This window comes from Variovorax boronicumulans, from assembly GCF_040544675.1.
Taxonomy (GTDB): domain Bacteria; phylum Pseudomonadota; class Gammaproteobacteria; order Burkholderiales; family Burkholderiaceae_C; genus Variovorax; species Variovorax boronicumulans_D.
Genome location: NZ_JBEPKK010000005.1, coordinates 182,947 through 208,663, shown reverse-complemented (window position 1 = coordinate 208,663; position 25,717 = coordinate 182,947). Strand labels below are relative to the sequence as shown.

Here is a 25,717-nt window from a genome sequence, read left to right as displayed (position 1 = left end):
GCTTTCTCCTGGTGGTTGATCGATGGACGTACTTTCCCGCAACGGGTGCGCGAAATCCATGACGCCGGAGGTCATGCGCCGGGGCAAAAAAAGCCGGCCGTGAGAACGGCCGGCCTTTGGTGGAACTCCGCGGAACCGGCTTTGCCGGGCCTAGGGCAGCTGCGTCCAGCTCTGGTTCGTCCCGCCGTTGCAGGTCCAGGTGATCAGCGCCGTGTCCTGCGTCGTCGAGGCGTTCGGCACGTCCAGGCAAGAACCCGAAGCCCGGTTCTTGAGGGTGCCGCCCACCAGGCTCCACTGCGTGGTGTCGCCGGCCGAGCACGCCAGCTGCACCACCGCCGCGTTCGTCGTCGCGGTGCCGCTCTGCGCCAGGCACAGGCCGCTGTGCTCGGCCTTGAACTGCACGTAGCCGCCCGTGAGGCTCGTCACCGTGAACTTCTCGTTGCTCGCCGTGCCGCACGGCCACTGCACCGCCGTCGCGCCGCTGGCGGTCGATACGCCCTTGATGTTCACGCACAGGTTGCTGAGGTTCGAACGGATGCGGGTGATCGTCGGCGTCGGGTCGGTGTCCTGCGACCGCACGTACTCGCGAATCGCCACCACGTCGGCGGCAGGCAGGCTGCTGGCGTTGCCGTGCCCGCTGGCGAGCACGTCCTGCAGCGTGGCCGCCTGGCCGTTGTGGAAGAAGGCCGCGGTGTTCCAGCTGCCCAGCAGCGTCGGGGTGTCGAAGCCCACGCCCGCCAGCGGCTGGTTCATGCCCTTGCCCGACGAGAGCTGGATGGTGCCCACGTCGTGCCGGATGCCGTCGCGGAAGGTGGCGCCGGTGTGGCAGGTCACGCACTGCGCCGAGGCGAACAGCGCCTGCCCGCGCGCCGCATCGACGCTCAGGCTGCCGTCCGCATTGCGCGCCGGGCTGCGCATGTACTTGTTCAGCGAGGCCAGGTAGGCCGCCATGTCGTCCAGCTGCGCGTTCTTGCCGGCCTTGGGTGCGCCCAGCGGATCGGAAGTGGCCGCGAAGTCCGCGTTGCTGAGGAAGCCGAGCCCGCCGAACTCATTGCGGATGTCGTTCTCGAAGTCCTGCACTTCGTCGAAGTTGGCCGTCCAGTGCAGCTTGCCGTGGCCCAGGCCCCGCTTGCCCATGAGGCTGATGGTGCGGCGCAGGCCCTCGCCGCGCTGGGTGAAGTCCCACACCATGCCGTCGTCGCCGGCATCCGCGTGGCAGCTTGCGCAGGAGATGTAGTTGTCCTTGCTCATGCGCCGGTCGGAGGCGTTGTAGAACACCTGCTTGCCGCGCAACGCCGCGGGCGACATCGGCTCCTGCGCCACCGTCGTCACGTTCTGCAGGAAGATCGCGGCCGCCGATTCGGACGACAGCACCGAAGCCACGTCGTGCACCGACACCGAGCGCGCCAGGAAGTTGTTGACGAACAACCGCTTCCTCGTCGCGTCCAGGTACAGGCCGTGCGGCGCGCTGCTCGCGTTGATCTCGCCCCGCACCGCGCGGCTGTACGGATCGACGATGGCCACGCGGTTGCCCTCCATCTGCGCGACGAACAGGTAGTCGCCCGACGGCGAGAACAGCGCGGCGCGCGCGGGTGCGCGGTCGTCGAAGTCCATCTGTTCGGCGAACACTTCCGCAGCCGTCTGAAGATTGACCTGCGACAGGATGGAACGCACCGTCTGGTCGTGCACCAGGTTGTTGCCGTCCCTGAACTTGCCGCGCACGATGTTGTCCTTCTTCGAAGGCAGCACCGCCCGCATGCCGTCCGGCGAGATGACCACCTGGCTCAGGTAGTTGGCCACGCCGCGCGCACCGGCCTCGGTGTCAACCGTGGTGGTGTCCACCGGCAGCGCGATGGTGGGCATGGCGCTCATGCTCTGCAGGTTCACCTTGTGCAGCTGGCCGCCTGTCATCTTCGACTTGAAGCGCGTGACGTAGGCCACCTGCGCATTCGACTCCACCGCAATGCCGCGCAGGTTGCCTTCGAGCGCCACGGCGCCGGTGGTGGCACCGTTGCTCGGGTCGAAGCTCATCAGCACCGACTTGCTCTCCAGCGTCAGCAGGCCCTTGGCGCCGTCAGGCGTGAAGGCCACGCCGTAGGGGCCGCTGCCGTAGGCGAGCGGCACGGTGGCCGAGAGGCTGCCGTCGGCCGCGCTCAGCACAACCAGCTTGTCCTCGCCCTGCACCGTGACCCAGATGCGGCCATCGGGCCCCACGGCCAGCGTTTTCGGCTCGTCGCCCACGCGCACTTCCCAGCGCTTGGCCAGGGTCTGCGCGTCGATGGCGGCGACCGTGCCGCTGTCGGGGTTGACCGAATACACCGAGTTCGCATCGCCCGCGATGTTGGTGGTGTGCGTGGGCGGCCTCGGCGTGAGCGGAACGATCACGGTGAGGTTGTAGGTGTAGAAGGTCTCGCGGCCGCTCGCGTCCCTCACCGTCAGCGTCACCGTGAAGTGGCCGGGGCGGTTGTAGGTGTAGCTGTAGTTCGGCTGGTTGGAGTAGGCCGTCTGCGTGCCGTCGCCGAAGTTCCAGCGGAACTGCGCGCCGCTGCTGCCCAGCGTGGCGGGGTTGAACACCAGCTGGCCGTTGACGATCTTCGGTCCGCCGCCGATGCCGGGGTCGCCGATGATGGCCTGGCCGCGCAGCGTCGCCACCTCGGTGTCGCTGAGCACGCGGCCGTAGACGCGCACCTCCGCCAGGGTGCCCTTGAACATCGCGGCGTTGCCCTGGATCTGGCCCAGCACGCTGAACTTGTTCGACAGGCCCTTGGTGCCGGTGAGCCCGGCCGACGTGGTCTTCACGCCGTCGACGTACACCGCCTGCGCGCCCGAAGCCGCATCGCGCGTCAGCACCACATGGTGCCAGGCGCCGTCGTTCACGACGGCCGTGGAGGTGGTGCCCACGTCGTTGCCCACCGACAGCTTGATGCGACCGTTGCTGTCCAGCCAGCCCCAGAACACATCGTCCGCGCCGCCCGACTGGTCGCGACCGAAGATGCCGGGCGCGGTCCACGAGTTGGGGCCGCCGGCCTGCGTGGTCTTCATGTAGAAGCTCATCGAGGCGGTGCCGCCGAGCACGGTGGCCACCGAATCGTTCTTCAGCGGCACACCGGCGGTGCGGTTCGCGAAGTTCATGCCGATGCTCTCGAACGCATCGCCCGTCACCGGGGTGCCGTTGTTGCTGCCGATCTGGTCGGAAAGGTTGCCCGCCAGCGGCCAGTAGTGCATCAGGTTGATGTCGGTCGCGTTGCCGGTGTTGAAGGTGGAGCGGTAGTCCGCGCCGATGGCGTTGCCCGCATAGTCCTTCATGCCGTTGGCTGGCAGGAACACTTCATAGCTGGTGCCCGGAGAGAGCGGCTGCTCGGGATGGAAGTTGACGATGCCCAGCTGCACGCTGTAGGTGCCCGCCAGCGTGTTGCCGCCGACAGGACGCACGATGAAGCTGTTGGCGTTCACGCTCTCGGGCCGGATGTTGTCGGTCATGCCCAGGCCGATGCGCGAGGTCAGCGCCTGCTGCTTTGCCCCGTTGGCGGGTGAGACCTGTTTCACTTCGGGCTTGGTGGTGTCCGGGTCCACCGAATGCACGATGAAGCCGCTGCCCGAGCCGTGGTCGTTGCCCACGAAGACCAGGTTGCCGAAGAACGCGACTTGGCCGTTGTCCGAATGCGAGAAGTTCGGGTCGTCCTCGCGCAGGATGCTGCCGCGGCCCACCTCCACATGGTTGAGCGGATTGCTCACGTCGACCTTGTGGATGCGGGTCTGCGCGCCCTGGATCACGTAGTTGTCCTGCGTGGCGCAGTACAGCTGTTCGTCGATGACCAGCCGGTTGTCTTCGGCCACGAATCGCGAGCGGTCGATCAGGTCGTAGCTGTACATCCTGGCGCCACTGCCGCGCGTGGAGACATGCAGGTTCCTGCCGTCGAAGCAGGTGGCGTAGTAGAACGGTGTGGTGCCCACGATCGTGTCGAGCACCTTGGGGTTGAGCGGGTCGGAGATGTCCAGGCTCGCGAAACCGCCGTTGCTCTCCATCGCGGTCAGCACCATGTGGTTGCCCATGGTGAAGATCGGACCGACGCGGAAGTTGCCGAGCTCGCCCGTGGGCACCGGGTTGGGCTTGCCCGCGCCGCGGTTGGCGATGACCGCGTTGACCGGGTCGCGCGCATCGACGATGAAGACGCCCCGGCCCGCCGACGCCACGTACAGGTAGGGCGCCTGCCACGACAGTTGCCAGGCCACGTTCTCGTAGTCGCCGCTGTTGACGCCGGGCAGCGCGAGCTTCTTGACCTGCTTGATGTCGTTGACGTCGGTGAAGTCCCAGAACTCGATGCCGTTGATGCTGGGCAGCACCACGTACGTCTTGCCGCCGATCGTGGCGGTGCCGAAGGAGTGGGTCTCGCGGAATTCCTTGGTCCGGCCTTCGGGCTCATAGATCTTCTTGGCGAGCTGGATCTGGCGCGGGTTGGACACGTCGTACAGCAGAAAACCGCCCGGGCCCAGGCCGCTGTCCGGCGCGAACGACGTGAGGAAGTAGCCGTTGATCATGATGCCCGCGTTCATGCCGTAGTCCTTGCGGCCCGGGTAGGTGGCGGGCACCTCGCGCGACTCGAAGGCGCTGCTGTGCGCCGGATCGAGCGGGTGGGAGGTGCTGGTGATCATCGACACCGGTTTGAACAGTTCGGCCGAGGTGTAGGTGAGGTTGCCCAGGCCCGGCCCCTGCAGCGGGAGCGGGTCGGCAACGGCTTCGGCGGCGGCCGTTGCCATGTTGTTGAGGGTCGTCATCGGACTGACCCCCGTGATCGCCGCATGCGTCAGCAATGTGACGAGCGGCGCCATCAACGCCATCACGTAATACCGAATTTTCATCGTCGCCTCCAAGTTGTTAGAAGTTCGCAGGGGAACCCACTGACTCGTTTCTTCTTCTCTGGCTCGACTTGCAAAGTGCGCGCGCAGGGCGCACCCCGGCAGGCGACGGGTCGATCGCCTTCCGTAAACCCTCCGAAAACCGTTCACGCTGAGCTTGTCGAAGCGCTGCGCGAGGCTTCGACAAGCTCAGCCCGAACGGTTCCGGTTCTCGCTCCCTGTAGCGACAGCCTTACTTCTTCGCGCCGCCCGATTCGTAGATGTCCCAGGCCGCCTCGGCGCTCGCGTCGCGGTGGATCATGGCCATCAGCGCACTGACCACCGCGGACGGATTGGCGTGCTGGTACACGTTGCGTCCGTACACCATGCCGACCGCGCCCTGGTTCATCAGCTCGCGCGAGCGCGCGAACACCTGCTGCAGGTCTTCGCGCCCGCCGCCACGCACGAGCACGGGGCAGCGTGCGGCCTGCACCACGCGGTGGAAATCCTTGGGGTCGCTGGTCGGGTCGGCCTTGACGATGTCGGCGCCCATCTCGCGCGCCAGGCGCACCAGCGTGACGATCTTCTCGGCATCGCCGTCCACCATGTAGCGGCTGCCGGGCGTGGGCGACTGCATCACCAGCGGCTCGATCATCAGCGGCATGCCGTAGCGGTCGCAGTCGGCGCGCACGCGCGCGATGTTCTGCACGCACTGGCGGAACAGGTCGGGCTCGTTCGGCAGCATGAAGAGGTTGACCACCACGCAGGCCGCGTCGCGCTGCACGGCCGGCAGCACCGGGTCGTGCTCGTTCTGCAGCTGCGCCCACATCACACGGTGCAGCGTGGCGTTGTAGGGGTTGCCCATGTCGATGCGCATCACCAGCGCGGGCTTGTCGCGGCCGGGGCGGTCCTGCAGCAGGTCGGACTGGCCGTAGTTGAGCTGCAGCGCATCGGGCGCGGCGGCCACGAGCTTGTCGATGACCTGGGGCATGTCCTCCAGGCCGTCGAGGAACGAGGGCTCGTTGCACACGCCGTGGTCCAGGGCGATGTCCAGGCAACGGCCGTTGGTGAGCAGGCGGTTGAGCCGTGCTGTCTTGTCTTTCGACATGGGAAAGAACTCCTTGTTGGGGTCGTGAAAAAAGAGGGGAGGTGTCAGGCGAGCGCCGAGAGGTGGCGTTTGGCCGCGGCGTCGATCAGGCCGAGGGCTTCCTGGCCCAGTTCCACCGCACCGGCGCCGGCGTTCTCGATCGCCTGCTGGCGAACGCGCGCGCCGCACAGCGCGACGGCGACGGTGCCGCGCGCGACGGTCCACGCGATCATCATCTGGCCGAACGAGCAGCCCAGCTTTGCGCGCAGGGGCTCGAGTTCTTCGAAGAAAGCCTTGAGCGTTGCGCGGTTGCCCGCGCTGAAGCGCGGGTTGGTGGCGCGCTGGTCGTCGCCCTTGAACTCGCGCTCGGGGTCGATGGGGCCGGCGAGCAGGCCCAGCGCCAACGACGAGTAGCCGAGCACCGCCACGTTGTGCTCGCTGCACAGCGGCGCGAGCGTGGCTTCGATCTCGCGGTCGATCAGGCTGTAGCGCTCCTGCGCCGCATCGACCGGGCCGTAGCGCAGGTACTCCGCCAGCGTCTCGGGGCTCACATTGCTCACGCCGATGGCGCGGATCTTTCCCTGCTTCTTCAGGTCGAGCAGCGCATCCATGGTCTCGGCCACCGGCGTGGTGCTGTCCTGCCAGTGCGTGATGTAGAGGTCGATGTAGTCGGTCTGCAGGCGCTTGAGGCTCTCTTCGCACTCATGGAAGATCGACTCGCGCCCGAGGAAGCGGTACACCGGGTGGCCGTCTTCTTCGAAGAAGTGCGTTCCTTGTTGTGTGTGCCACACCAGTCCGCACTTGGTGGCGATCACCGCTTGTTGCCGGCGGCCCTTGAGCGCGGTGCCCACGATGCTTTCGGAGCGGCCGAGGCCGTAGGCCGGCGCGGTGTCGATCAGGCTCACGCCCGCGTCCAGCGAGGCATGGATGGCGATGACGGCGGCCGCGTTGTCCCCGCCGCCCCACATCCATCCGCCCATGGCCCAGGTGCCCAGGCCGATGGCCGAGCATTCGATGCCCGAGGGGCCCAGCGTGGTCTTCTTCATTTCAGGTGCGCTCATCGCGTTGTCTTTCGGGTATTCAGGATGTGGTCGATGGACACGGCCGCGAGCAGGATCAGGCCCTTGATCACGTCCTGCCAGTAAGGGGAGACGTCCAGCAGGATCAGCGAGCTGGTCACCACCGAGAGCAGCGCCAGGCCGAGCACCGCGCCCAGCACCGTGCCCGAGCCGCCCTTGAGGCTCGCGCCGCCGATCACCGCGGCGGCGATCACGTTCAGTTCCATGCCCATGCCGAAGGTCGGCGTGGCGGCGCCGAAGCGCGCGGTGTAGATCACGCCGGCCAGGCCCGCCGAAGCGGAGCACAGCACCGTGACCCAGAACTTCACGCGTCCCACGCGGATGCCCGAGTACAGCGCGGCCTTCTCGTTGCTGCCCGTGTAGAACACGCGGCGCAAGAGCGTGGAGCGGCGCAGCACGAAGTCGCTCACCACCACGATCGCCAGGAAGATCAGGATCACCGCCGGCACGCCGAAGAGCGTGCCCTGGCCGATGAACTTGAACTCGGCCGGCAGCGAGAACAGCGACTGCGGCGTGCCCTGCGTGAGCGCCAGGCACAGCCCCCGCACGATCACCATGAAGGCCAGCGAGGCGATGAAGTGATTGAGGCCGATGCGCGTCACGCAGCCGCCGATCATCGCGCCGATGAGTCCGCACATGCCGATGGCCACCAGGCTCGCAAGCCACGGGTCCACGCCCATCAGGAAGAGCTTGCCCGTCACCACCATCGCAAAGCACACCACCGAGCCCACCGAGAGGTCGATGCCGCCGACGATCAGCAGGATCGTCATGCCCACCACCACGATGCCTTCGATGGAGAAGGACAGCAGCATCGCGCGCACGTTGTCCCAGGTGAGGAAGTAGGGCGATGCGAAGCTCATCGCGATGCACAGCACCGCAATGATGAGCAGCAGCCCTGCTTCGCGCATGCTGGTGAGTTTGTTGCCGGTCTTCACGGGGTCGCCTCCTGACGGTCCAGAATGCCCGGGATTCCGAGGAGGAAGGCCCGCGTCGAGTTGTGCCGGGTAGTTCATGCTGTTTCCTGTTCGCAGAGTCCGGAAGCCAGCCGCAGCAGGGCCTCTTCCGTCATTTCATTGGCTTCGACCTCGCCCGCGAGCTTGCCGTCGCGGATCACCAGTGCGCGGTCGCACAGGCCGATGATTTCCGGCAGTTCCGAGGAGATCACGATCACGCCCACGCCCTGGTTCGCAAGCTCGCGCAGGATGTGGTGGATTTCCGATTTCGCGCCCACGTCGACACCGCGCGTGGGCTCGTCCATCAGCAGCACCGACGGGTTGGTGGCCAGCAGCTTGGCGATGGCCACCTTCTGCTGGTTGCCGCCCGAGAGGCTGGAGACCTCGATGGCGACGCCGTCCGATTTCAGGTTGAGCTTGGCGCCCAGTTCCCTGGCGAGCTTGTGCTCGGCCGAGCGCTGCAACAGGCCCCATGCGGAGCTCACGCGGCGCAGCGCCATCGACGACACGTTCTGCGCGATCGGCAGGTCGAGGAACACGCCGGCGGCCTTGCGGTCTTCGCTGAGGTAGGCGATGCCTGCGCGCAGCGCGTCGCTGTACTTGCGGATCGTGAGCGCCTTGCCGCTCAAACGCACCGTGCCTCGCTTGGCGATGCGCAGGCCGCAGATGGTTTCGGCGAGTTCGCTGCGGCCGGCGCCCATGAGGCCGGCGATGCCGAGGATCTCGCCGCGCTGGAGCGCGAAGGAAACGCCGTGCACGCGCTCGCCGTCGGCGATGTCGGTCACTTCGAGCACCGGCCCCGACGATTCCAAGGTCAAGGACGCGGCCTGCTTGGGCGGGTAGTAGTTGCCCAGGTCGCGCCCGACCATGCGGCGCACCAGCTCGTCGGGCGTCATGCCCGCGAGCGGACTGCAATGCACGTTGCGCCCGTCGCGCAGCACGGTGACGCGGTCGCAGTGCGTGAAGATCTCTGCCATGCGATGGCTGATATAGATGATGCCGATGCCCTGCGCCTTCAGGTCGTGCAGCACGCGGAACAGCGCCGCCGACTCGTTGTCGGTCAGCGCGGCTGTGGGCTCGTCCAGGATCAGCACCTTGCAGTCCAGCGTGAGCGCCTTGGCGATCTCCACCAGTTGCTGGCTGGAGATGCTCAGGTCGCGCACCGGCATGCCGGGGTCGATGTCCTGACCCAGCCGCTGCAGCACCTTGGCGGCGCGCGCGTTGAAGCCGGCGTAGTTCATCCACGCCGCCTTGCCGGCGTTGATCTCGGGCATGAAGATGTTCTCGGCGACGGTGGCGTCGGCGCACAGCGCGATCTCCTGGTGCACCAGTCCGATGCCCAGGCGCATCGCGTGCGCCGGGCCGTCGATGACGACCTTCTGGCCGTTGAGAAGAATGTCGCCCTCGTCGGGGCGATGGATGCCGTCGATGATGTTCATCAACGTCGACTTTCCCGCGCCGTTCTCGCCACACAGGGCGTGGATCTCGCCCGCCTGCAGCGAGAAGTCCACGCCCGAGAGCGCGCGCGAAGCGCCGAAGCGCTTGCTGATGCCGCGCAGTTCGAGCAAGGCGCTCATTCGCCGATTCCCTTGGTGCCACGGCGCGCGAGGTACTTGTCCCAGTAGAAGTCGTCGGCGTTGGCCTTGCTCACCACGGCCAGGCCGTTGTCCAGGAAGGGCACCGACATCGGGTTCGTGCCGTTGCGCTTGGCGTCGTTCATCGGGTCGATGAGCGAAGGGTTCTTGGCCAGGAACAACATCATCATGCCCATGTAGCCCTGCATGCCCTGGTTGGGGTTGATGGAGCCGAACACGTCGCCCGACTTGATCATGTCCAGGATCTTGGCGTTGACGTCACAGCACATCACCTTGATGTTCTTCTTGCTCTCGACCTTGGCCTGCGCCGCGCCCAGCGCCGAGTTGGCCTCGGGCATGAAGAGCGCACCCAGGTTCGGGTTGGCCTGCGCCAGGCTCAGCACCGCCTGGTAGGCCTTGTTCGGGTCCTGGTTGCTGGCGGCGCGGCCGACCAGCTTCATGCCCGGGTGCTTGGCCTTCATGCGGTTCACGAAGGCGGCGATGCGGCGGTCGTGGTTGTCCTGGCCCGGGTTCTCCAGCACGGCGTATTCGCCCTTGCCGTTGAGCGACGCGGCGATGGCGTCGGCGGCCTGCGTGCCTTCGCGGTCGTTGTCCGAGGTGATGAAGGAGGTGCGCTTGGAGTTGGGCGAATCGGCCGCGAAGGTGACGACCGGGATGCCCATCGCCGCGGCGCGGTTGATCGGCTCGATGAACGGATCGGGGTTCATCGGATGCAGCAGGATGCCCGCGGGCTTGCGCGCCAGTTCCTGTTCGAAGGACGCGAGCTGCTTGTTCACGTCGTACTCCGGCGTGCCGGTGTAGCGCGTCTTCACGCCCAGCGTGCGGCCGAGCTGCTTCATCATTTCGTAGACCGGAAACCAGTACTCCACGCCGGACACCATCACGTTCATCACGTAGACGTCGCTGGCATTGCCGCGCAGGCCGGCGCCTGCCGCGGGGGCTGCTGCTTGTTGTTGCGCGAACGCGCTTGCGCCGGCCAGGCCGATACCGGCAGCGGCCGCGGACTTCAGGAAATTACGCCTCATTCTTTGTCTCCTCACGTTGACTGGCAGAGCTTTCGACCTGCGTTGGACGCAGATCTTTGGGACCTCGGTGTCACATCAGTTGTTATGACAGGCTAGAATGTAATCCCGGCGTGTTTGTCTCGATAACTAGGGGAAACGCTACTGGCGATGTGCTTTTATTCCGCCGAAGCTGTTATGACATGAAGCCTAACCTACTGATCGGCGTCGACATGGGATCGAGCAGCCTGAAAGCGCTGGCCCTCGACGCCGGAAGCGGCCGCGTCGCCGCCCTGTCCCGCATGCCCTTGCCGCACCAGCGGCTGTCCGGCGGCGGCTGCGAAGTCGGCGCCGCCGCGATCCGCGCCGCGCTCACCCACGTGCTGCGCGACGTGGCCCACCAGCTCGGGCCGCGCGCGGCCGAGGTCCGCGCCATGGCCTGCACCGGCCACGGCGCCGGCCTCTACGCGCTGGATGCGAACAACGCGCTGGTCGGCGGCCGCGCCGTCGCCTCCACCGACCAGCGCGCCGATGCCGGTGCCCGCGCGCTGTCGGCCAGCCACGGCGCGCGCTTGTTCGAGGACGTGGGCTGCCGCCCCTGGCCCGGCCAGCCCACCGTGATCGCCGCCGAACTGTTGGGCGCCGACGCTGTGCAGCGCGGCGAGCTGCGCCGCCTGCTGTTCGCCAAGGACTACCTGGGCTTTCTGCTCACCGGCGAGATCGCCACCGACGCCAGCGACGCCAGCACCGCCGGGCTGGTGTCGCTTGCCACCGGCGGCTGGTCGCAGATCGCCTTCGATGCATCGGGCATCGCGGACCTGGGCGCGCGCGCCTTCGGGCCCATCGTGCCCAGCGGCACCGCCATCGGAAAGCTGCAGCCCTCCGAAGCGGCGCTGTGCGGGCTGCCTGCGGGCATTCCGGTCGCGATGGGCGCCATCGACCTGCTTGCCTCGATGACCGCCATCTGCGCCGAAGGCCGCGGCCGTGCGGTTCAGGTCTTCGGCACCTGGTGCGTCAACGCGGTCATCGGCCCGGTGATCGCGCCCAAGCCCGAGGTGGCCGCCATCGTGAATTTCGGCCGCACGAACGAGCGGCTCTACATGGAGAACAGCCCCTCTTCGATGGCCAACATCGCGTGGCTGGCCGGCGTGCTCGCGCTGCCAGATGCGCGCGCGGTGGTCGACCTGGCCATGACGGTGCCGCTGGGTGCCAACGGCCTGCGCTTCGTGCCCTTCATCAACGGCGGCGGTGGCGTCACGGCGGGCTTCGTGGGCTTCAAGAGCCATCACACCCGCGCGGACATGGCGCGCGCCGTGGTCGATGCCGTGGCGGCGCTGCATGCGCGCCATACCGCGCGCCTTGCGGCAGGCGGCCTCGCGGTGACCGCGTCGACGGTGCTCGGCGGCGGTGCGAGCGATGCGCGCCTGGTGCGCTTGCTGGCCTCGTTTCTGGGCCGCCCGGTGGAGCGCTGTGCCGACGACGAAACCGGCGCACGCGGCGCCGCGCTCTACGCCGGCATGTCGCAGGGCCTGGTGGATGCGGACCTCCAGGCGGCCGAGGGCAGTGCGCTGCTCGCACCCTGCGAAACCATCGAACCCTACCCACGCGGCGCGAGCGCCCATGCGGACTTCAACGCCGATTTCAACGAACTGATCGACAGCATGTCACCTGTATTCACCCACATCGCAGGCGGCGCGCGAAGCGCCGCACGGCCGCCCGAAGGCGCTGGCACCGCAGCGCGCAGCGCGGAGGTTTCGCCATGAGTGCCTGGCAACTTCCTTTCGTGCGTCCGGCGTCGCTCGCGGGCCGCCACTTTTCGACCGTGATCGTCGGCGCCGGCATCAACGGCGTGGGCGTGTTCCGCGATCTTTCATTGCAGCGCGTCGATTGCCTCATCGTCGACAAGGGCGACTTCGGCGCGGGCGCCAGCAGCGCGCCCTCGCGCATGATCCACGGCGGCCTGCGCTACCTGGAGAGCGGCAGCTTCTCGCTGGTGGCCGAAGCCACGCGCGAGCGCAACCTGCTGCTGCGCAACGCACCGCACCTGGTGCGCCCGCTCAAGACGGTGGTGCCGCTCGCGAACTTCTTCGGCGGCCTCATGAGCAGCGCGCTCAAGTTCTTCGGCCGCACGCCGCCGCAGCGCACGCGCGGCCTCCTGGCAGTGGCCCTGGGCCTGCGGCTCTACGACATCCTGGGCCGCCGCCAGCGCGTGATGCCCGGGCACCGCATCAGCCGCGTGCCCGCCAATGACCGCAAGCTGTTCCGCGCGGCGATCCGCTGGACCGCCACCTTCTTCGATGCATGGATCAGCCATCCCGAATGGCTCATCCTCGAACTCATCGGCGACGCCTGCCGCGACCAGCCGCGCTCGGCCGCCGCCAACTACTGCCGCGTGACGGGCTGCGCCGGCAACATCCTCACGCTGCGCGACGAAATCACCGGCGCGCTGGTGCGCGTGACCGCCGACACCGTGGTGAACGCCACCGGCGCCTGGCTGGACCGCAGCGCGGCCGTGCTCGGTGGCGCCGGCCCGCGCGTGATGGGCACCAAGGGCTCGCACCTGGTGCTCGACCATCCCGCGCTGCGCGATGCGCTCGATGGCCGCATGGCGTATTTCGAAGCGGTGGACGGGCGGGTGTGCATCGTCTACCCCTTCCTCGACCGCGTGCTCGTGGGCTCCACCGACATCCCGGTCGAAGACCCGGACCAGATCGTCACCGAGCCCGCCGAGGTCGACTACCTCATCGACGTGCTGCGCGAGGTGTTCCCCAACATGGCCTTCGGCCGCGACCACGTGGTCTACACCTACGTGGGCGTGCGGCCGCTCGCGCGCTCGGATGCGGACAAGCCGGGCCAGATTTCGCGCGACCATTCGGTGGTCGTCGATCCGCCGAACGCGACGCGCGACATTCCCATCGTCGGCCTCGTCGGCGGCAAGTGGACCACCTTCCGCTCGCTCGCCGAAGAGGCGACCACCGAGGTGCTGCGGCAGCTGGGGCGTTCGCGCACCGCATCGACCGAACTGCTGCCCATCGGCGGCGGTGCCGATCTGCCCGCCGATGCGGCGGCCGCCGAGCGCTTCGTCGAGAAGATGACGGCCGCATCCGGCATGGACCGCGCGCGCGCCCGGACGCTGCTGGGTCGCTACGGCTCGAAGGCGCTGCCGCTCGCGCAGCGGCTTGCGGCATCGGGCGACGTGCCGCTGCAACACGCGCCCGACTACTCCGCGGCGGAGCTCTCGTACCTTTGCCTGGAAACCGGCGTGGTCCACCTGGACGATCTGGTGATCCGCCGCACGCTGCTGGCCATTCGCGGCCTCGTCACCGATGCGGCGCTCGCCGAAATCGCAGACGTTGCCGCCGAGGCGCTGGGCTGGGACGCGACGCGCGCACACGAGGAACTGAGCGCCTGCGCCACCGCCCTGCGCGAGCGCCACAACGTGCGACTGCACGCCGTGGCGCCCGACCTGCAGCCTTCTTTCGATGCATCATTGATGGCCGGCTCCGCCCTCGGCCAGTCCTGAAAGTGAACAGTTCCAACGACATGTCGACCGTGCTCGACCGCAACTCCGAGTCCCCGCTGTGGGCCCAGTTCCGCGATGCGATCCGCCTGCAGATCCTGCAGGGCGTGTTGCCCATCGGCGCCAAGCTGCCGTCCGAAGCGGAGCTGGGCGACCAGTTCGGCATCTCGCGCATCGTGGTGCGCGAAGCGCTGGCCGACCTGGTGCGCAACAACCTCATCTACAAGATCAAGGGCCGCGGCGCCTTCGTGTCGGCGCGCGAGCGCGACGAGGATTTCGTCTCCACCGTGCTCGGCTTCTCCGACGAGATGGAGCGCAAGGGCCGCTCGGTGCGCACGCAGATCCTCACGCAGGAACTTCGCGCGCCCACCGAGCAGGAGGCCGCGGCGCTGGGGCTGACCGAGCCCGATGCACAGGTGGTGGCGCTCAAGCGTCTTCGCAGCGTTGACGGCGAACTGCGCCTTCTGGTCGAGACGGTGGTGCCCGCGGACCTCGCGCCCGGGCTGCACCGCACGCGCCTGGACGACCGCTCGCTCTACGACGTGCTGCGCCGCCAGTACGGCCTGCGCCTGGTGCGCGCCGAACGCTGGATCGATGCGGTGCTGCCCGATGCCGAAACCTGCAAGCTGCTCGACCTGCCGCAGCCCGAGCCGCTGTTGCGCATCGAATCGATCGCCTACGGCGCGAACGGACGGCCGCTGGAGCACTACCGCGCGTTGCACCGTTGCAAGGAAAGCCGCCTGCACGTGCAGACGACGACCTGAGCGGGTTTTGTCCCGTTCGCACTGAGCCTGTCGAAGTGCCGGTCCAGGCTTCGACAGGCTCAGCCCGAACGGGTGCGGGGCATCGAAAACCTGGCGCGAGAACAATCCGTTCGCACTGAGCTTGTCGAAGTGTTGGCGCAGGCTTCGACAAGCTCAGCCCGAACGGCCGTTGCCGATCACGAGTACGGGTTCAGGCCTTGGCGGCGGCGCTGCGCGAAGGCCAGAGCACGGAGGCGATGGCCACCATCATCAGCGCGACCGCGACCCAGTCCTGCCAGTGCACGACCTCGCCGAGCCACACGGCGCCGCTGAACACGCCGAGCACGGGGATGAACATCACGCTCAGCGTCGAGGCCACCGGCGGCAGGCCGCGCGCGAGATAGAACCACGCGGCGTGCGCGAAGCCGAAGATCAGCACCGCGTTGTAGAGGATCGATCCCCAGGTCACCGGACCGGGCCAGCGCCACTGGGTGCGCTCGAACAGCAGCGAAAGCACCGTCATCACGACGGCCGTCATCGCCGTCATCCAGAACGAGAGCGTGAGCGTCGGCAGGCCGATGCGCGTGTGGCGCAACAGCTGCGTGCCCAGCGCCCATGTCGCCGCGGCCACCAGCGCCAGGGCCACATAGCCGGGGCGCCCCGCGAGGTCCGTGAGCTCGTGCCACAGCAAGAGGCCCACGCCGACTGCGCAAGCACCCACGCCGATCCATGAACGCCGCGTGAGCACGGCAGAGAACAGCAGCGCGCCGATCACCGCCGAGAACACCGGCATCGTGTACCCCAGGATCGCCGCGCGCCCGCCCGACAGCGCCTTCACCGCCAGGATGATGCAGGCGTGCCAGACGAACATGTTGGTCGCCCCCAGCCACACCAGCTCGGGCCACGCGCTGCGCGGCACGCGGAACGGCACCTTCATCCACACCAGCGCCAGGCCCAGCACCGGCAGGCCCAGCCAGATCGAGATCGCGCGGAAGGTGAGCGGTGGATAGTCGGCCACGCCCAGCTTCATCACCGGCCAGTTGAAGCCCCATGCGAGGGTCAGGAGAACGAGCAGGACGAACTGGCGTGGGGTGAATGAAGGCATGGGCCGCGATTGTGGCGTGGCCCACGCATTCGTGCATGGGCGCCGGTCAAGTGAGCTGGATTGCGAGCACAGCCGCCGCAGGAGCCAGGAAGGCTTTGTATGCTCGCGCACTATGGCCATATTTGCTCAGGGGCTCTCCAACATTGACAAGCGCTGTGCCAATGCGGGTGAGCGCGCTGTACTACACCAACTCAAACGCTGCTTGTCCGACGATTACATGGTCTGGCATAACGTGCCCCTGGGCCCGCGGGCGCGGCAGCCTGATTTCGTGATCTTGAGTCCGAGACAGGGAATCCTCATCCTGGAGGTGAAGCATTGGAAGCGCTCGACATTGGTGAATGCGAACCGCGACAGCGTCGAACTTAGAACCGAGCGCGGCGTGATCACCGAGGCCAATCCGCTGCGGCAGGCGCGTGACTATGCGATGGAGTTGGTGGACTTGATGGCGAAGGACCCGCTGCTGGTGCACGGCGAGGGGCCATTTCGCGGCAAGTTGCTGTTTCCCTACGGATGGGGTGCCGTGTTTTCGGGCCTTGCGCAGAAAGACGTGGCCGGGCCGGACTTTCATGGACCGTTTCCGGCGCATCAGGTCCTGCTGCGCGACGACCTCGACGAGTCGGTTGACGAGGCTTCATTCCAAAGCAAGTTATGGGGCATGTTCACCGTGACCTATCCGCACACCTTATCGCTACCGCAACGCGACCGCATCCGATGGCACCTGTTCCCGGAGATTCGGGTGCAGCATCAGGCTTCTTTGTTGGAAGACGGCGATGTGTCGCCTGCGTTCGTGCTGCCTGACTTGATGCAGGTCATGGATTTGCAGCAGGAGCAGGTGGCGCGGACGCTGGGCGAGGGGCACCGGGTTATTCATGGTTCGGCCGGTTCGGGAAAGACCATGATCTTGGTATTCCGCGCGCAGCAGTTGGCCGCAGCGGCGCAGCCAGATCGGCCGATCCTCGTGCTTTGCTACAACCGTGCCCTGTCGCAGCGTATCGAAGGCCAGTTGCGCCAGCGTGGCGTAGACGAGCGCGTGGTGATCCGAACCTTTCACAGTTGGTGTCAGGAGTTGGTCAAGGCGTACCAACTGGATGTACCCCGAGGCCTGAAAGGGAGCGCGTACTACGAAGCGCTGGCTGAGACCGTGAGCCGATCTGTAGCGAGCGGACTGGTGCCCGGCGGGCAGTACACAGCGTTGTTGATCGACGAGGCGCACGACTTCGAGGATGCGTGGCTGGAGTTGGCGGCGCGCATGGTCACGCCGGCCACGAACTCGCTGCTGGTGCTGTACGACGACGCACAGTCCATCTACCAGAAGAAGCGTCGCAAGTTCAACTTTGCGAGCGTGGGCATTCAGGCGCAAGGGCGCACCAGCATCCTCAAGCTGAACTACCGGAATACCGCCGAAGTGCTGATGCTGGCGATGCATTGCGCGCAGACTTTGCTGGCCGATCGCGCAGAAACCGAGGAGGCGATGCAGTCGGTATTGCCAGTCACGGCGGGACGGCGGGGACCGACCCCGGTGTTGCTGCTGGCCGGGAATGCGCGCGAAGAGGCTGAGTGGGTGGTCGAACGCATCGCGCAGGCGATAGCGTCAGGCCGGGCGCTGGATGAAGTTGCAGTGCTGTGTCGCATCAGGCGGCACATGGATCTCGTGGGTCTCGCGCTCCAGCGCCAGGGGATCGCTTTCCAATCCATGAATGCGCCCGATTTCCAAGCTTTCGACTGGACGCGCCCGAGCGTCAAGTTGCTGACCTTACACAGTGCCAAGGGTTTGGAGTTTCCGATGGTCGTTGTGGCCGGGCTCGACGCAATGCCTCTCGCGAGCGAGCCAATGGACGAAGAGGTGCGGCTGCTGTACGTGGGCATGACACGCGCAACCCACGAACTGGTGCTGTCTGCTGCCGGCACTTCGCCGATGGTGAGGCGAGTGCAGAACTCGTTGGAGGCCGTGGCGCAGCGGTTCGGGACAGCCTGAGCCAGCGCTTCTGAAGCTGGCGGCGAGTTGACGTGGTGGACGTCGGCTCGTTTCAGAGCAAACGCTTGAGATACCGCCCCGTGTGGCTGGCCTCATTCGCCGCAATGTCTTCCGGCGTGCCTTCACCCACCACCGTGCCGCCACCCGCGCCGCCTTCGGGGCCCATGTCGATCAACCAGTCGGCGGTCTTGATCACATCGAGGTTGTGCTCGATCACGACGATGGTGTTGCCCGCGTCGCGCAGCTGGTGCAGCACCTTCAGCAGCAGCTCGATGTCGGCGAAGTGCAGGCCGGTGGTCGGTTCGTCCAGGATGTAGAGCGTGCGGCCGGTGTCGCGCTTGCTCAGTTCCAGCGCAAGCTTCACGCGCTGCGCCTCGCCGCCCGAGAGCGTGGTGGCCGACTGGCCGAGCTTGATGTAGCTGAGGCCCACGTCCAGCAGCGTGCGCAGCTTGCGCTCGATGGTCGGCACGGCCTTCAGGAACTCGTGCGCGGTCTCCACCGTCATCTCCAGGATCTGCGCGATGTTCTTGCCCTTGTACAGAACCTCCAGCGTCTCGCGGTTGTAGCGCTGGCCGTGGCAGACCTCGCAGGGCACGTACACGTCGGGCAGGAAGTGCATCTCGACCTTCACCACGCCGTCGCCCTGGCAGGCCTCGCAGCGGCCGCCGGCCACGTTGAAGCTGAAGCGGCCCGGGCCGTAGCCGCGTTCGCGCGCGGTGTTGGTTTCGGCCATGAGCTCGCGGATCGGCGTGAACAGGCCCGTGTAGGTGGCCGGGTTGCTGCGCGGCGTGCGGCCGATGGGGCTCTGGTCGACGTTGATGACCTTGTCGAAATACTCGATGCCCTCGACCGATTCGTGCTCGGCCGGTTCTTCGTGCGCGCGGTAGAGCGTGCGCGCCACCGCGGTGTAGAGCGTGTCGTTCACCAGCGTCGATTTGCCCGAGCCTGACACACCCGTCACGCAGGTGAGCAGGCCGACCGGGAAGGCGACGCTCACGTTCTTCAGGTTGTTGCCGGTGGCGCCGACCACGCGAATTTCCTGCAGATCGCTTTGCGAGGCGATGTGCGCCGCTTCGCGCGCGGCGCGCCGTTCGGCCGCAGGGCTGGGCGCAAAGCGCGAGGCCTTCTTGCCTTCGTTGAAGGCGGGCTTCTTGACCACCGGCAGCCAGGCGGTGCGGTGCCTGGGCACCTCGATCTTGCGCACGCCCGAGAGGTACTGGCCCGTGAGCGACTCGGGGTTGGCCGCCACCTCGGCATAGGTGCCCTGCGCCATCACGCGGCCGCCGTGCACGCCGGCGCCGGGGCCCATGTCGATCACATGGTCGGCGGCATGGATCATGTCCTCGTCATGCTCGACCACGATCACGCTGTTGCCGATGTCGCGCAGGTGCTTCAAGGTGCTGATCAGCCGGTCGTTGTCGCGCTGGTGCAGGCCGATGCTGGGTTCGTCGAGCACGTACATCACGCCGGTGAGGCCCGAGCCGATCTGCGACGCGAGCCGGATGCGCTGCGCCTCGCCACCCGAGAGCGTCTCGGCGCTGCGGTCCAGGCTCAGGTAGTTGAGGCCCACGTCGTTGAGGAATTTCAGGCGCAGCCCGATCTCGCGCACCACCTTGTCGGCAATGTCGGCCTTGGCGCCGCGCAGCTTGAGCGTCTGGAACCAGGCGAGCGAGTCGCGCAAGGTGAGGTGGCTCAGTTCGAAGATCGCCATGCGCGGAGGCTCGCCGCCATCGGCCGGGCGGGCCGACTCGTCGACCAGGAACACGTTGCGCGCCTCGCGCCGCAGGCGCGAGCCGCCGCAGTCGGGGCAGGGCTGCAGGTTGCGAAAGCGCGCGAGGTCTTCGCGCACCAGCACCGAGTCGGTTTCGCGGTAGCGCCGCGTCATGTTGGGGATGATCCCCTCGAAGGGATGCTTCTTCGTGAGCTTCTTGCCCGCGAAGTTGCCCGACTCCATGGTGTAGTTGAACTTGATCTCTTCGGCGGCCGAGCCGTTCAGCAGCACCTGCTGCACCGAGGCGGGCAGCGATTCGAAGGGCGCGTCGACGTCGAACTTGTAGTGCTTCGCGACGCTCTCGATCATGCTGAAGTAGTAGCCGTTGCGGCGGTCCCAACCCTTGATGGCGCCGCTGGCGATCGACAGCGACGGAAAGGCCACCACGCGCGCCGGATCGAACACCTCGCGGTGGCCGAGGCCGTCGCAGCTCGGGCACGCGCCCACGGGCGAATTGAACGAGAAAAGGCGCGGCTCCAGCTCCGAGAGCGAGTAGTGGCAGATCGGGCAGGCGAACTTGGCGTTGAACAGGTGCTCCTTGTCGGCCGCACCCTCGGCGCCGAGCTCCAGCGCAATCGCACGGCCTTCCGCCAGGCGCAACGCGGCCTCGAAGCTCTCGGCCAGGCGCTGCTGCATGTCGGGGCGGGCGCGCAGGCGGTCGATGACCACGTCGATGTCGTGCTTCTCGGTCTTCTTGAGCTTGGGCAGGTCGTTGTATTCGTAGGTCTCGCCGTCGACGCGGAAGCGCACGTAGCCCGCGGCCTGCATCTCGGCGAAGAGCTCGAGGAACTCGCCTTTCTTCTCTCTTGCCACGGGCGCCAGGATCATCAGGCGCGGCTCGCCGGGGATGGCCAGCGTGGCGTCCACCATCTGCGAGACCGTCTGCGCCTGCAGCGGCAGGTGGTGGTCGGGGCAGAACGGTGTGCCGGCGCGGGCGTACAGCAGGCGCAGGTAGTCGTGGATCTCGGTCACCGTGCCCACGGTGGAGCGCGGGTTGTGGCTGGTGGCCTTCTGCTCGATGCTGATCGCGGGCGACAGGCCCTCGATCACGTCGACGTCGGGCTTGTCCATGAGCTGCAAAAACTGCCGCGCATAGGCCGACAGGCTCTCCACATAGCGCCGCTGCCCTTCGGCATACAGCGTGTCGAAGGCCAGGCTCGACTTGCCCGAGCCCGACAGGCCGGTAATGACGACCAGCTTGTTGCGCGGGATGTCGAGATCGACGTTCTTCAGGTTGTGGGTGCGCGCACCGCGGATGCTGATGCGCTCCTGCGCCAGCAAGGCGCCCAGGTAGGTATTGCGTTCGAGTTCCGCGTCGCGGGCGCTTTCCTCGGCGGCGGCGGTGTCTTCAATGGCTTTGGAATTCAAAGGGGGCGATCGTCCGAGGGCAACCGGACATGATAGTCCGAGCGGCATTTCATGGCGAGCGGGCGGGTTGAGGCCGGTTCATCGGCCGCCTTGCCGCGCGGGGCTTCGCAACCCGGGCGGTGGCGCCCGGCCAGCCGGCATCGGGCACAATCTCCGGTTCTTTTCCTCCTCCTTCATCTACTTATCAGGGGCAGTGCATATGGCATCGGTCAACAAAGTCATCGTCGTCGGCAATCTGGGGCGCGACCCGGAAATGCGTACCTTCCCGAGCGGCGACCAGGTCGCCAACGTCACAGTGGCCACCACCGATCGCTGGAAAGACAAGCAAAGCGGCGAAATGCGCGAAGCCACCGAATGGCACCGCATCGTCTTCAACGGCCGCCTGGCCGAAATCGCCGGCCAGTACCTGCGCAAGGGCTCGCAGGTGTATGTCGAAGGCTCGCTGCGCACGCGCAAGTGGACCGACAAGGACGGCATCGAGAAATACACCACCGAAATCCGCGCCGACCAGATGCAGATGCTGGGCAGCCGTCAGGGCCAGGGCGGCCCGTCGGGCGGTCCCGAGGACGACGGCGGCTACTCACAAGGCGGCGGGGGCGGTGGCTACTCGCAGGGCGGCAACGGTGGTGGTGGTGGTGGCGGCTACGCCCCCCGCGCCCCGGCTGCAGCAGCGGCTCCCCGCGCACCCTCGGCCGCGCCGCGCCAGGCCCCGGCCAAGTCGTCGTCGGGCTTCGACGACATGGACGATGACATTCCGTTCTAAGTAAAAAGACGTTCTCGGTGCCTTGAGCGGTCAAGCCCACCATCCTTCGGGACGGGACTGGCGCAGCAACCGGGCATGAGCGACTAAACCTTCAACACCATCCGCAACAGCACCGCCACGAGCAGCAGCACGGCGATGCTGGCGGCCCAGATGCCGAGCATCCAGATCAGCCGGGCCCTGAGCGGTGGCAGCGGTGCGCCGGGCCGCGGCGTCGCGATGGCCGGCCAGCGAAGCAGGCGCCGCTTCATGCGTGGTACCCGTCCGCGCCGACCTTGCCGCGAAACACCCAGTACGACCAGGCCGTGTAGCCCAGGATCATCGGCAGCACCAGCGCCGTGCCCCACAGCATGAAGACCTGGCTGCTGCGGTCGGTGGCGGCCGCCCAGATGGTGACGGCGCCCGGCACCACATCGGGAAACACGCTGATGCCCAGCCCCACGAAGCACAGCGCGAAGATGCCCAGCGTCAGCAGGAAGGGCGCCACCTCGCGGCCCGCCTTCATGCTGCGCACGAAGGCATAGCTGGCCAGCGCCACCAGCACGGGAACCGGCGCCACCGCCAGCATGGCCGGCCAGCGCAACCAGTTGTCGAAGTACGCGGCGCTGAGGAAGGGCGTGGCCGCACTCACGGCCACGATGGCGGCCAGCGCGCCGCCGCCCAGCCACCACGCCATGGCGCGGGCCTGCTGTTGCAGGCGACCCTCGGTCTTCATCACCAGCCAGGTGGCGCCCAGCAGGGCGTAGGCGATGGCGACGCTCACGGCGGTGATCAGCGTGAACGGGGTCAGCCAGTCCCACCAGCCGCCGGCATAGGCACGGTCCTTCACCGCCACGCCTTGCAGCAGCGCGCCCAGCACCACGCCTTGCGAGAGCGCCGCCAGCAGCGAGCCGCCGCTGAAGGCCAGGTCCCAGAAGCCGCGGTGGGCGGGGTCGCGCCATCGGAACTCGAAGGCCACGCCGCGAAAGACGAGCGCCAGCAGCATCGCGACGATGGGTGCGTACAACGCCGAGAAGATCAGCCCGTAGGCCAGGGGAAACGCCGCCAGCAGCCCGCCGCCGCCCATCACCAGCCAGGTCTCGTTGCCGTCCCACACCGGCGCGATGCTGTTCATCGCGGTGTCGCGGTCGTGGCCCACCGGAAAGCGGCGAAAGAGGATGCCGATGCCCAGGTCGAAGCCGTCGAGCACTACATAAATGAACACGGCCAGCACGATGATGAAGGCCCAGATGACGGTGAGGTCGAAGTTCATGGTCCGGTCCTCACTGGGTTGCCGGCCAGTGCGTCGGGCCGTAGCGCCGCCGCGGGCGTGGTGCCGGCGGCGCGCTCGGGCATGTGGGGCGGCTCGGGCTCGTGCAGCGCCGGCGGCTTGGCCATCAGCTTCAGGATGTAGATCACGCCCGCGCCGAAGACGGCGAAGTACACGACCACGAACGCCAGCAACGACGCCGCCACCGCCGGCGCGGCCAGCGGCGACGCGGCATCGGCCGTGCGCATCAGGCCATGGATGGTCCAGGGTTGGCGGCCCACTTCGGTGGTGATCCAGCCCGCCAGCACCGCCATCAGCCCCGATGGCCCCATCGCCAGCGCGAACCGGTGCAGCCACTTCCATTCGTAGAGCTTGCCGCGGGCGCGCGCCAGCAGGCTCGCGGCGCCCAGCGCCGCCATCAGGAAACCCAGCCCGACCATGATGCGGAAGGCCCAGAACACGATGCCCACGGGCGGCCGGTCGGCTTCGGGCACGGTGTCCAGCCCCGCCAGCGGCGCGTTCAGGTCGTGTTTGAGGATGAGCGACGAGGCCTTGGGAATCTGGATCGCGTAGTCCACGCGGTTCTCGGCGCTGTTCGGAATGCCGAACAGGATCAGCGGTGCGCCCTGCGGATGGCTCTGGTAGTGGCCTTCCATGGCCATCACCTTCACCGGCTGGTGTTCCAGCGTGTTGAGGCCGTGCAGGTCGCCCAGCACGATCTGCATCGGCGCGACGATGGCCGCCATCCACATCGCCATCGAGAACATCAGCCGCGCGCGGGGGTTGCCGCGGTCCTTCAGCAGGTGCCAGGCGCCCACCCCGCCCACGATGAAGGCCGTGGTCAGGTAGGCCGCCGACAGCGTGTGCGCCAGCCGGTACGGAAAGCTCGGGTTGAAGATGATGGCCAGCCAGCTGCCCGCCGAAATGAACTGGCCGTCGGCGTTCATCGCGTAGCCGGTCGGCGTGTGCATCCAGCTGTTGACCGAGAGGATCCAGAACGCCGAGACGAAGGTGCCCAGCGCCACCATCAGCGTGGCGGTGAAGTGCAGGCGCTTGCCCACGCGGTTCATGCCGAACAGCATCACGCCCAGGAAGCCGGCCTCCAGGAAAAAGGCGGTCAACACCTCGTAGGCCATCAGCGGGCCGATGATCGGGCCGGCCTTGTCGGAGAACACGGCCCAGTTGGTGCCGAACTGGTAGGACATGACGATGCCCGAGACCACGCCCATGCCGAACACCAGCGCAAAGATCTTGATCCAGTAGCGGAACAGGTCCATGTAGTGCTCGCGCCCGGTCTTCAGCCACAGCCCTTCGAGCACCGCGAGGTAGCTGGCCAGCCCGATCGTGATGGCCGGGAACAGGAAGTGGAAGCTCACCGTGAAGGCAAACTGGATGCGCGCCAGGAGCAGCGCTTCGGGGAGATCGAACATCGTGGGAATCCTTGTGTCGGTCGGGCCCGGTGAAGCCCGGTGCGCGACTTCTTGTCAGTCTGGGAGCGCTCGCCTTCGGGGTCTGTGCGGCGACACACACAGCAACGGCGGCTCAAGACGCGTGCAGCGGGCGGTCTTGAAAAAACACCAGCAAATTCAATGGGTTGGGCTGCTGCCTGCGCTGCACTGCCAGTTCGGGAGCGCGCAGTTGCGCCACAAGTGGCAGTTTTCTGCCAGATTGGCAGTGCGCCGGCACGATGCGGCCGGCCTTGCTGTCATGGCCATCCATGGCCGTCCATGCCCGCGTTGAGACTGCGAGGCATGCAGTGCTCGCTTTGTGCGCTGCCGCGCTTCAAAGCTGCGATGGTTTTTGCGCATGGGTGGGGCGGCGAACAGACGGTTTGCAAGAGGACCCGTACAACCGACGACATCGCCCACGCCCCTGCAACCCGCACCCGAGCTCCACATGATCTATTCGCCCTCCACCGGTTTTCCTCAGTTCATCTCGCATGAACTCCCGATGCGCGCCCAGGAAGCAGGAGCGCGCACGCCCCCGGCCAAGCAAGCGCCGCAGCTGCTTTCGCTGGTCCCGATGCCAGACCGCGCGGCACACGACGGGATCGATGACTGGGACAGTCTCTTGACCGCGTTGACTGCCCGGTTGCGGTCGGCCGCTGCGCCGGGCACAAGCGCAAGCCGGACCCGGGACGTGGTGATCGAATGCGCGAACGACCTCGATCTTCTTCACTTCGCGCTGGGTGCGGAGCAGATGCGGCGGCAGAAGCTGGAATCCGGTCTCGACGATTCGAATGCCGCCGTGGTGCGTGGAATCGCGGGTTTCGGCGAATCGCTTCACCCGACAAGGCTGGCAAAGGGCAAGCTGCGTTGGGGCAAGGCGGCGTCTCCCTTCTACAGAGTCTTTCGCTGACGCCGCGGCCGCGACGCCGGTCGCGAGACGGCTCGGTACGCCAACGAACGGACGCGCTTTGCTTTGAGGCGCATCGTGGAGGCCGATCCGCACGAGACCATTTCCAATGACACTGAAAAACGACATCGCCGCACTCGAACTGCGCATCACCCAGGAAGAAGAAAAGCGCGACGCCTGGCGCATCGCGGGCCCTGAGGAAAAGTACCTCGAGGCCTACAGCATGGTCGAGGCGCTGGAGCTCCAGCTCGAAAGAAAGCTTCTGCAGCACAGCGCCGGCAGCGCTACATGATGAAAGGGAGCGGCGTGCTGTTCAGCGC

Annotated in this window: 19 protein-coding genes; 7 read left to right on the top strand and 12 right to left on the bottom strand. The window is 67.1% G+C overall.

Features of this window, described 5'->3' with window-relative positions:
• Positions 1-150: 150 nt before the first annotated feature.
• The 6 genes from ABIC90_RS11600 to ABIC90_RS11575 all read right to left on the bottom strand — a co-directional run bounded on the left by ABIC90_RS11600 (position 151) and on the right by ABIC90_RS11575 (position 10,575).
• Positions 151-4,860: an RICIN domain-containing protein gene (locus ABIC90_RS11600; protein WP_354354261.1), complete on the bottom strand. Its 4,710-nt coding sequence runs from the start codon at positions 4,858-4,860 to the stop codon at positions 151-153.
• A gap of 229 nt (positions 4,861-5,089) precedes the next feature.
• Positions 5,090-5,944: a class I fructose-bisphosphate aldolase gene (locus ABIC90_RS11595; RefSeq protein ID WP_354354260.1), complete on the bottom strand. Its 855-nt coding sequence runs from the start codon at positions 5,942-5,944 to the stop codon at positions 5,090-5,092.
• Between the two features lie 44 nt (positions 5,945-5,988).
• Positions 5,989-6,969, bottom strand: coding sequence for an aldo/keto reductase (locus ABIC90_RS11590; RefSeq protein ID WP_354354437.1), 981 nt, complete (start codon positions 6,967-6,969; stop codon positions 5,989-5,991).
• 11 nt (positions 6,970-6,980) lie between these two features.
• Positions 6,981-8,015, bottom strand: a complete 1,035-nt coding sequence (locus ABIC90_RS11585) for an ABC transporter permease (RefSeq protein WP_354354259.1) — start codon at positions 8,013-8,015, stop codon at positions 6,981-6,983.
• Entirely contained in the window at positions 8,012-9,532 is a 1,521-nt protein-coding gene (locus ABIC90_RS11580; protein ID WP_354354258.1) for a sugar ABC transporter ATP-binding protein, read from the bottom strand. Before ABIC90_RS11580 ends, ABIC90_RS11585 begins: the two co-directional genes overlap by 4 nt.
• Positions 9,529-10,575 carry a substrate-binding domain-containing protein gene (locus ABIC90_RS11575; RefSeq protein WP_354354257.1) on the bottom strand — a complete coding sequence of 349 codons (1,047 nt, stop codon included), beginning with the start codon at positions 10,573-10,575 and terminating at the stop codon, positions 9,529-9,531. The genes ABIC90_RS11580 and ABIC90_RS11575 overlap by 4 nt, the downstream gene beginning before the upstream one ends.
• Positions 10,576-10,754: 179 nt before the next feature.
• Between ABIC90_RS11575 and ABIC90_RS11570 the strand changes: the two genes are divergently transcribed.
• From ABIC90_RS11570 to ABIC90_RS11560, 3 genes are read left to right on the top strand one after another with little or no spacing between them, the layout of a single operon-like run.
• On the top strand, positions 10,755-12,314 hold the full coding sequence (locus ABIC90_RS11570; RefSeq protein ID WP_354354256.1) for an FGGY family carbohydrate kinase: 1,560 nt from the start codon (positions 10,755-10,757) through the stop codon (positions 12,312-12,314).
• Positions 12,311-14,074: a glycerol-3-phosphate dehydrogenase/oxidase gene (locus ABIC90_RS11565; protein WP_354354255.1), complete on the top strand. Its 1,764-nt coding sequence runs from the start codon at positions 12,311-12,313 to the stop codon at positions 14,072-14,074. Before ABIC90_RS11570 ends, ABIC90_RS11565 begins: the two co-directional genes overlap by 4 nt.
• A 20-nt stretch (positions 14,075-14,094) precedes the next feature.
• A complete protein-coding gene (locus ABIC90_RS11560; RefSeq protein WP_436318204.1) occupies positions 14,095-14,835 on the top strand; it encodes a GntR family transcriptional regulator in 741 nt (246 codons plus the stop codon).
• Between the two features lie 190 nt (positions 14,836-15,025).
• Here the strand turns inward: ABIC90_RS11560 and ABIC90_RS11555 are convergent, their stop codons facing one another.
• Positions 15,026-15,919, bottom strand: coding sequence for a DMT family transporter (locus ABIC90_RS11555; RefSeq protein ID WP_354354253.1), 894 nt, complete (start codon positions 15,917-15,919; stop codon positions 15,026-15,028).
• Here ABIC90_RS11555 and ABIC90_RS11550 point away from each other — a divergent pair.
• A complete protein-coding gene (locus tag ABIC90_RS11550; protein ID WP_354354436.1) occupies positions 15,918-17,894 on the top strand; it encodes a DEAD/DEAH box helicase in 1,977 nt (658 codons plus the stop codon). The genes ABIC90_RS11555 and ABIC90_RS11550 overlap by 2 nt on opposite strands.
• 52 nt (positions 17,895-17,946) lie before the next feature.
• Here the strand turns inward: ABIC90_RS11550 and uvrA are convergent, their stop codons facing one another.
• Positions 17,947-21,081: an excinuclease ABC subunit UvrA gene (gene uvrA, locus ABIC90_RS11545; protein WP_436318199.1), complete on the bottom strand. Its 3,135-nt coding sequence runs from the start codon at positions 21,079-21,081 to the stop codon at positions 17,947-17,949.
• Between the two features lie 151 nt (positions 21,082-21,232).
• Between uvrA and ssb the strand changes: the two genes are divergently transcribed.
• Complete coding sequence (gene ssb, locus ABIC90_RS11540; protein ID WP_354354251.1) at positions 21,233-21,796, top strand: single-stranded DNA-binding protein; 564 nt, start codon at positions 21,233-21,235, stop codon at positions 21,794-21,796.
• 83 nt (positions 21,797-21,879) lie between these two features.
• Here the strand turns inward: ssb and ABIC90_RS11535 are convergent, their stop codons facing one another.
• The 4 genes from ABIC90_RS11535 to ABIC90_RS11520 form a co-directional block, all read right to left on the bottom strand.
• Positions 21,880-22,044, bottom strand: a complete 165-nt coding sequence (locus ABIC90_RS11535) for a DUF2474 family protein (protein WP_354354250.1) — start codon at positions 22,042-22,044, stop codon at positions 21,880-21,882.
• Positions 22,041-23,045, bottom strand: a complete 1,005-nt coding sequence (gene cydB / locus ABIC90_RS11530; RefSeq protein ID WP_354354249.1) for a cytochrome d ubiquinol oxidase subunit II — start codon at positions 23,043-23,045, stop codon at positions 22,041-22,043. The genes ABIC90_RS11535 and cydB overlap by 4 nt, the downstream gene beginning before the upstream one ends.
• On the bottom strand, positions 23,042-24,472 hold the full coding sequence (locus tag ABIC90_RS11525) for a cytochrome ubiquinol oxidase subunit I (RefSeq protein WP_354354248.1): 1,431 nt from the start codon (positions 24,470-24,472) through the stop codon (positions 23,042-23,044). The genes cydB and ABIC90_RS11525 overlap by 4 nt, the downstream gene beginning before the upstream one ends.
• Before the next feature lie 112 nt (positions 24,473-24,584).
• Positions 24,585-24,761 carry a hypothetical protein gene (locus ABIC90_RS11520; protein ID WP_354354247.1) on the bottom strand — a complete coding sequence of 59 codons (177 nt, stop codon included), beginning with the start codon at positions 24,759-24,761 and terminating at the stop codon, positions 24,585-24,587.
• Between the two features lie 177 nt (positions 24,762-24,938).
• Here ABIC90_RS11520 and ABIC90_RS11515 point away from each other — a divergent pair, with 177 nt between their 5' ends.
• Positions 24,939-25,400 carry a hypothetical protein gene (locus ABIC90_RS11515; protein WP_354354246.1) on the top strand — a complete coding sequence of 154 codons (462 nt, stop codon included), beginning with the start codon at positions 24,939-24,941 and terminating at the stop codon, positions 25,398-25,400.
• Positions 25,401-25,506: 106 nt separating this feature from the next.
• The gene (locus ABIC90_RS11510) at positions 25,507-25,689 is read left to right on the top strand and encodes a hypothetical protein (RefSeq protein ID WP_354354245.1); all 183 of its coding nucleotides are present in this window, start codon (positions 25,507-25,509) and stop codon (positions 25,687-25,689) included.
• Positions 25,690-25,717: the final 28 nt, after the last annotated feature.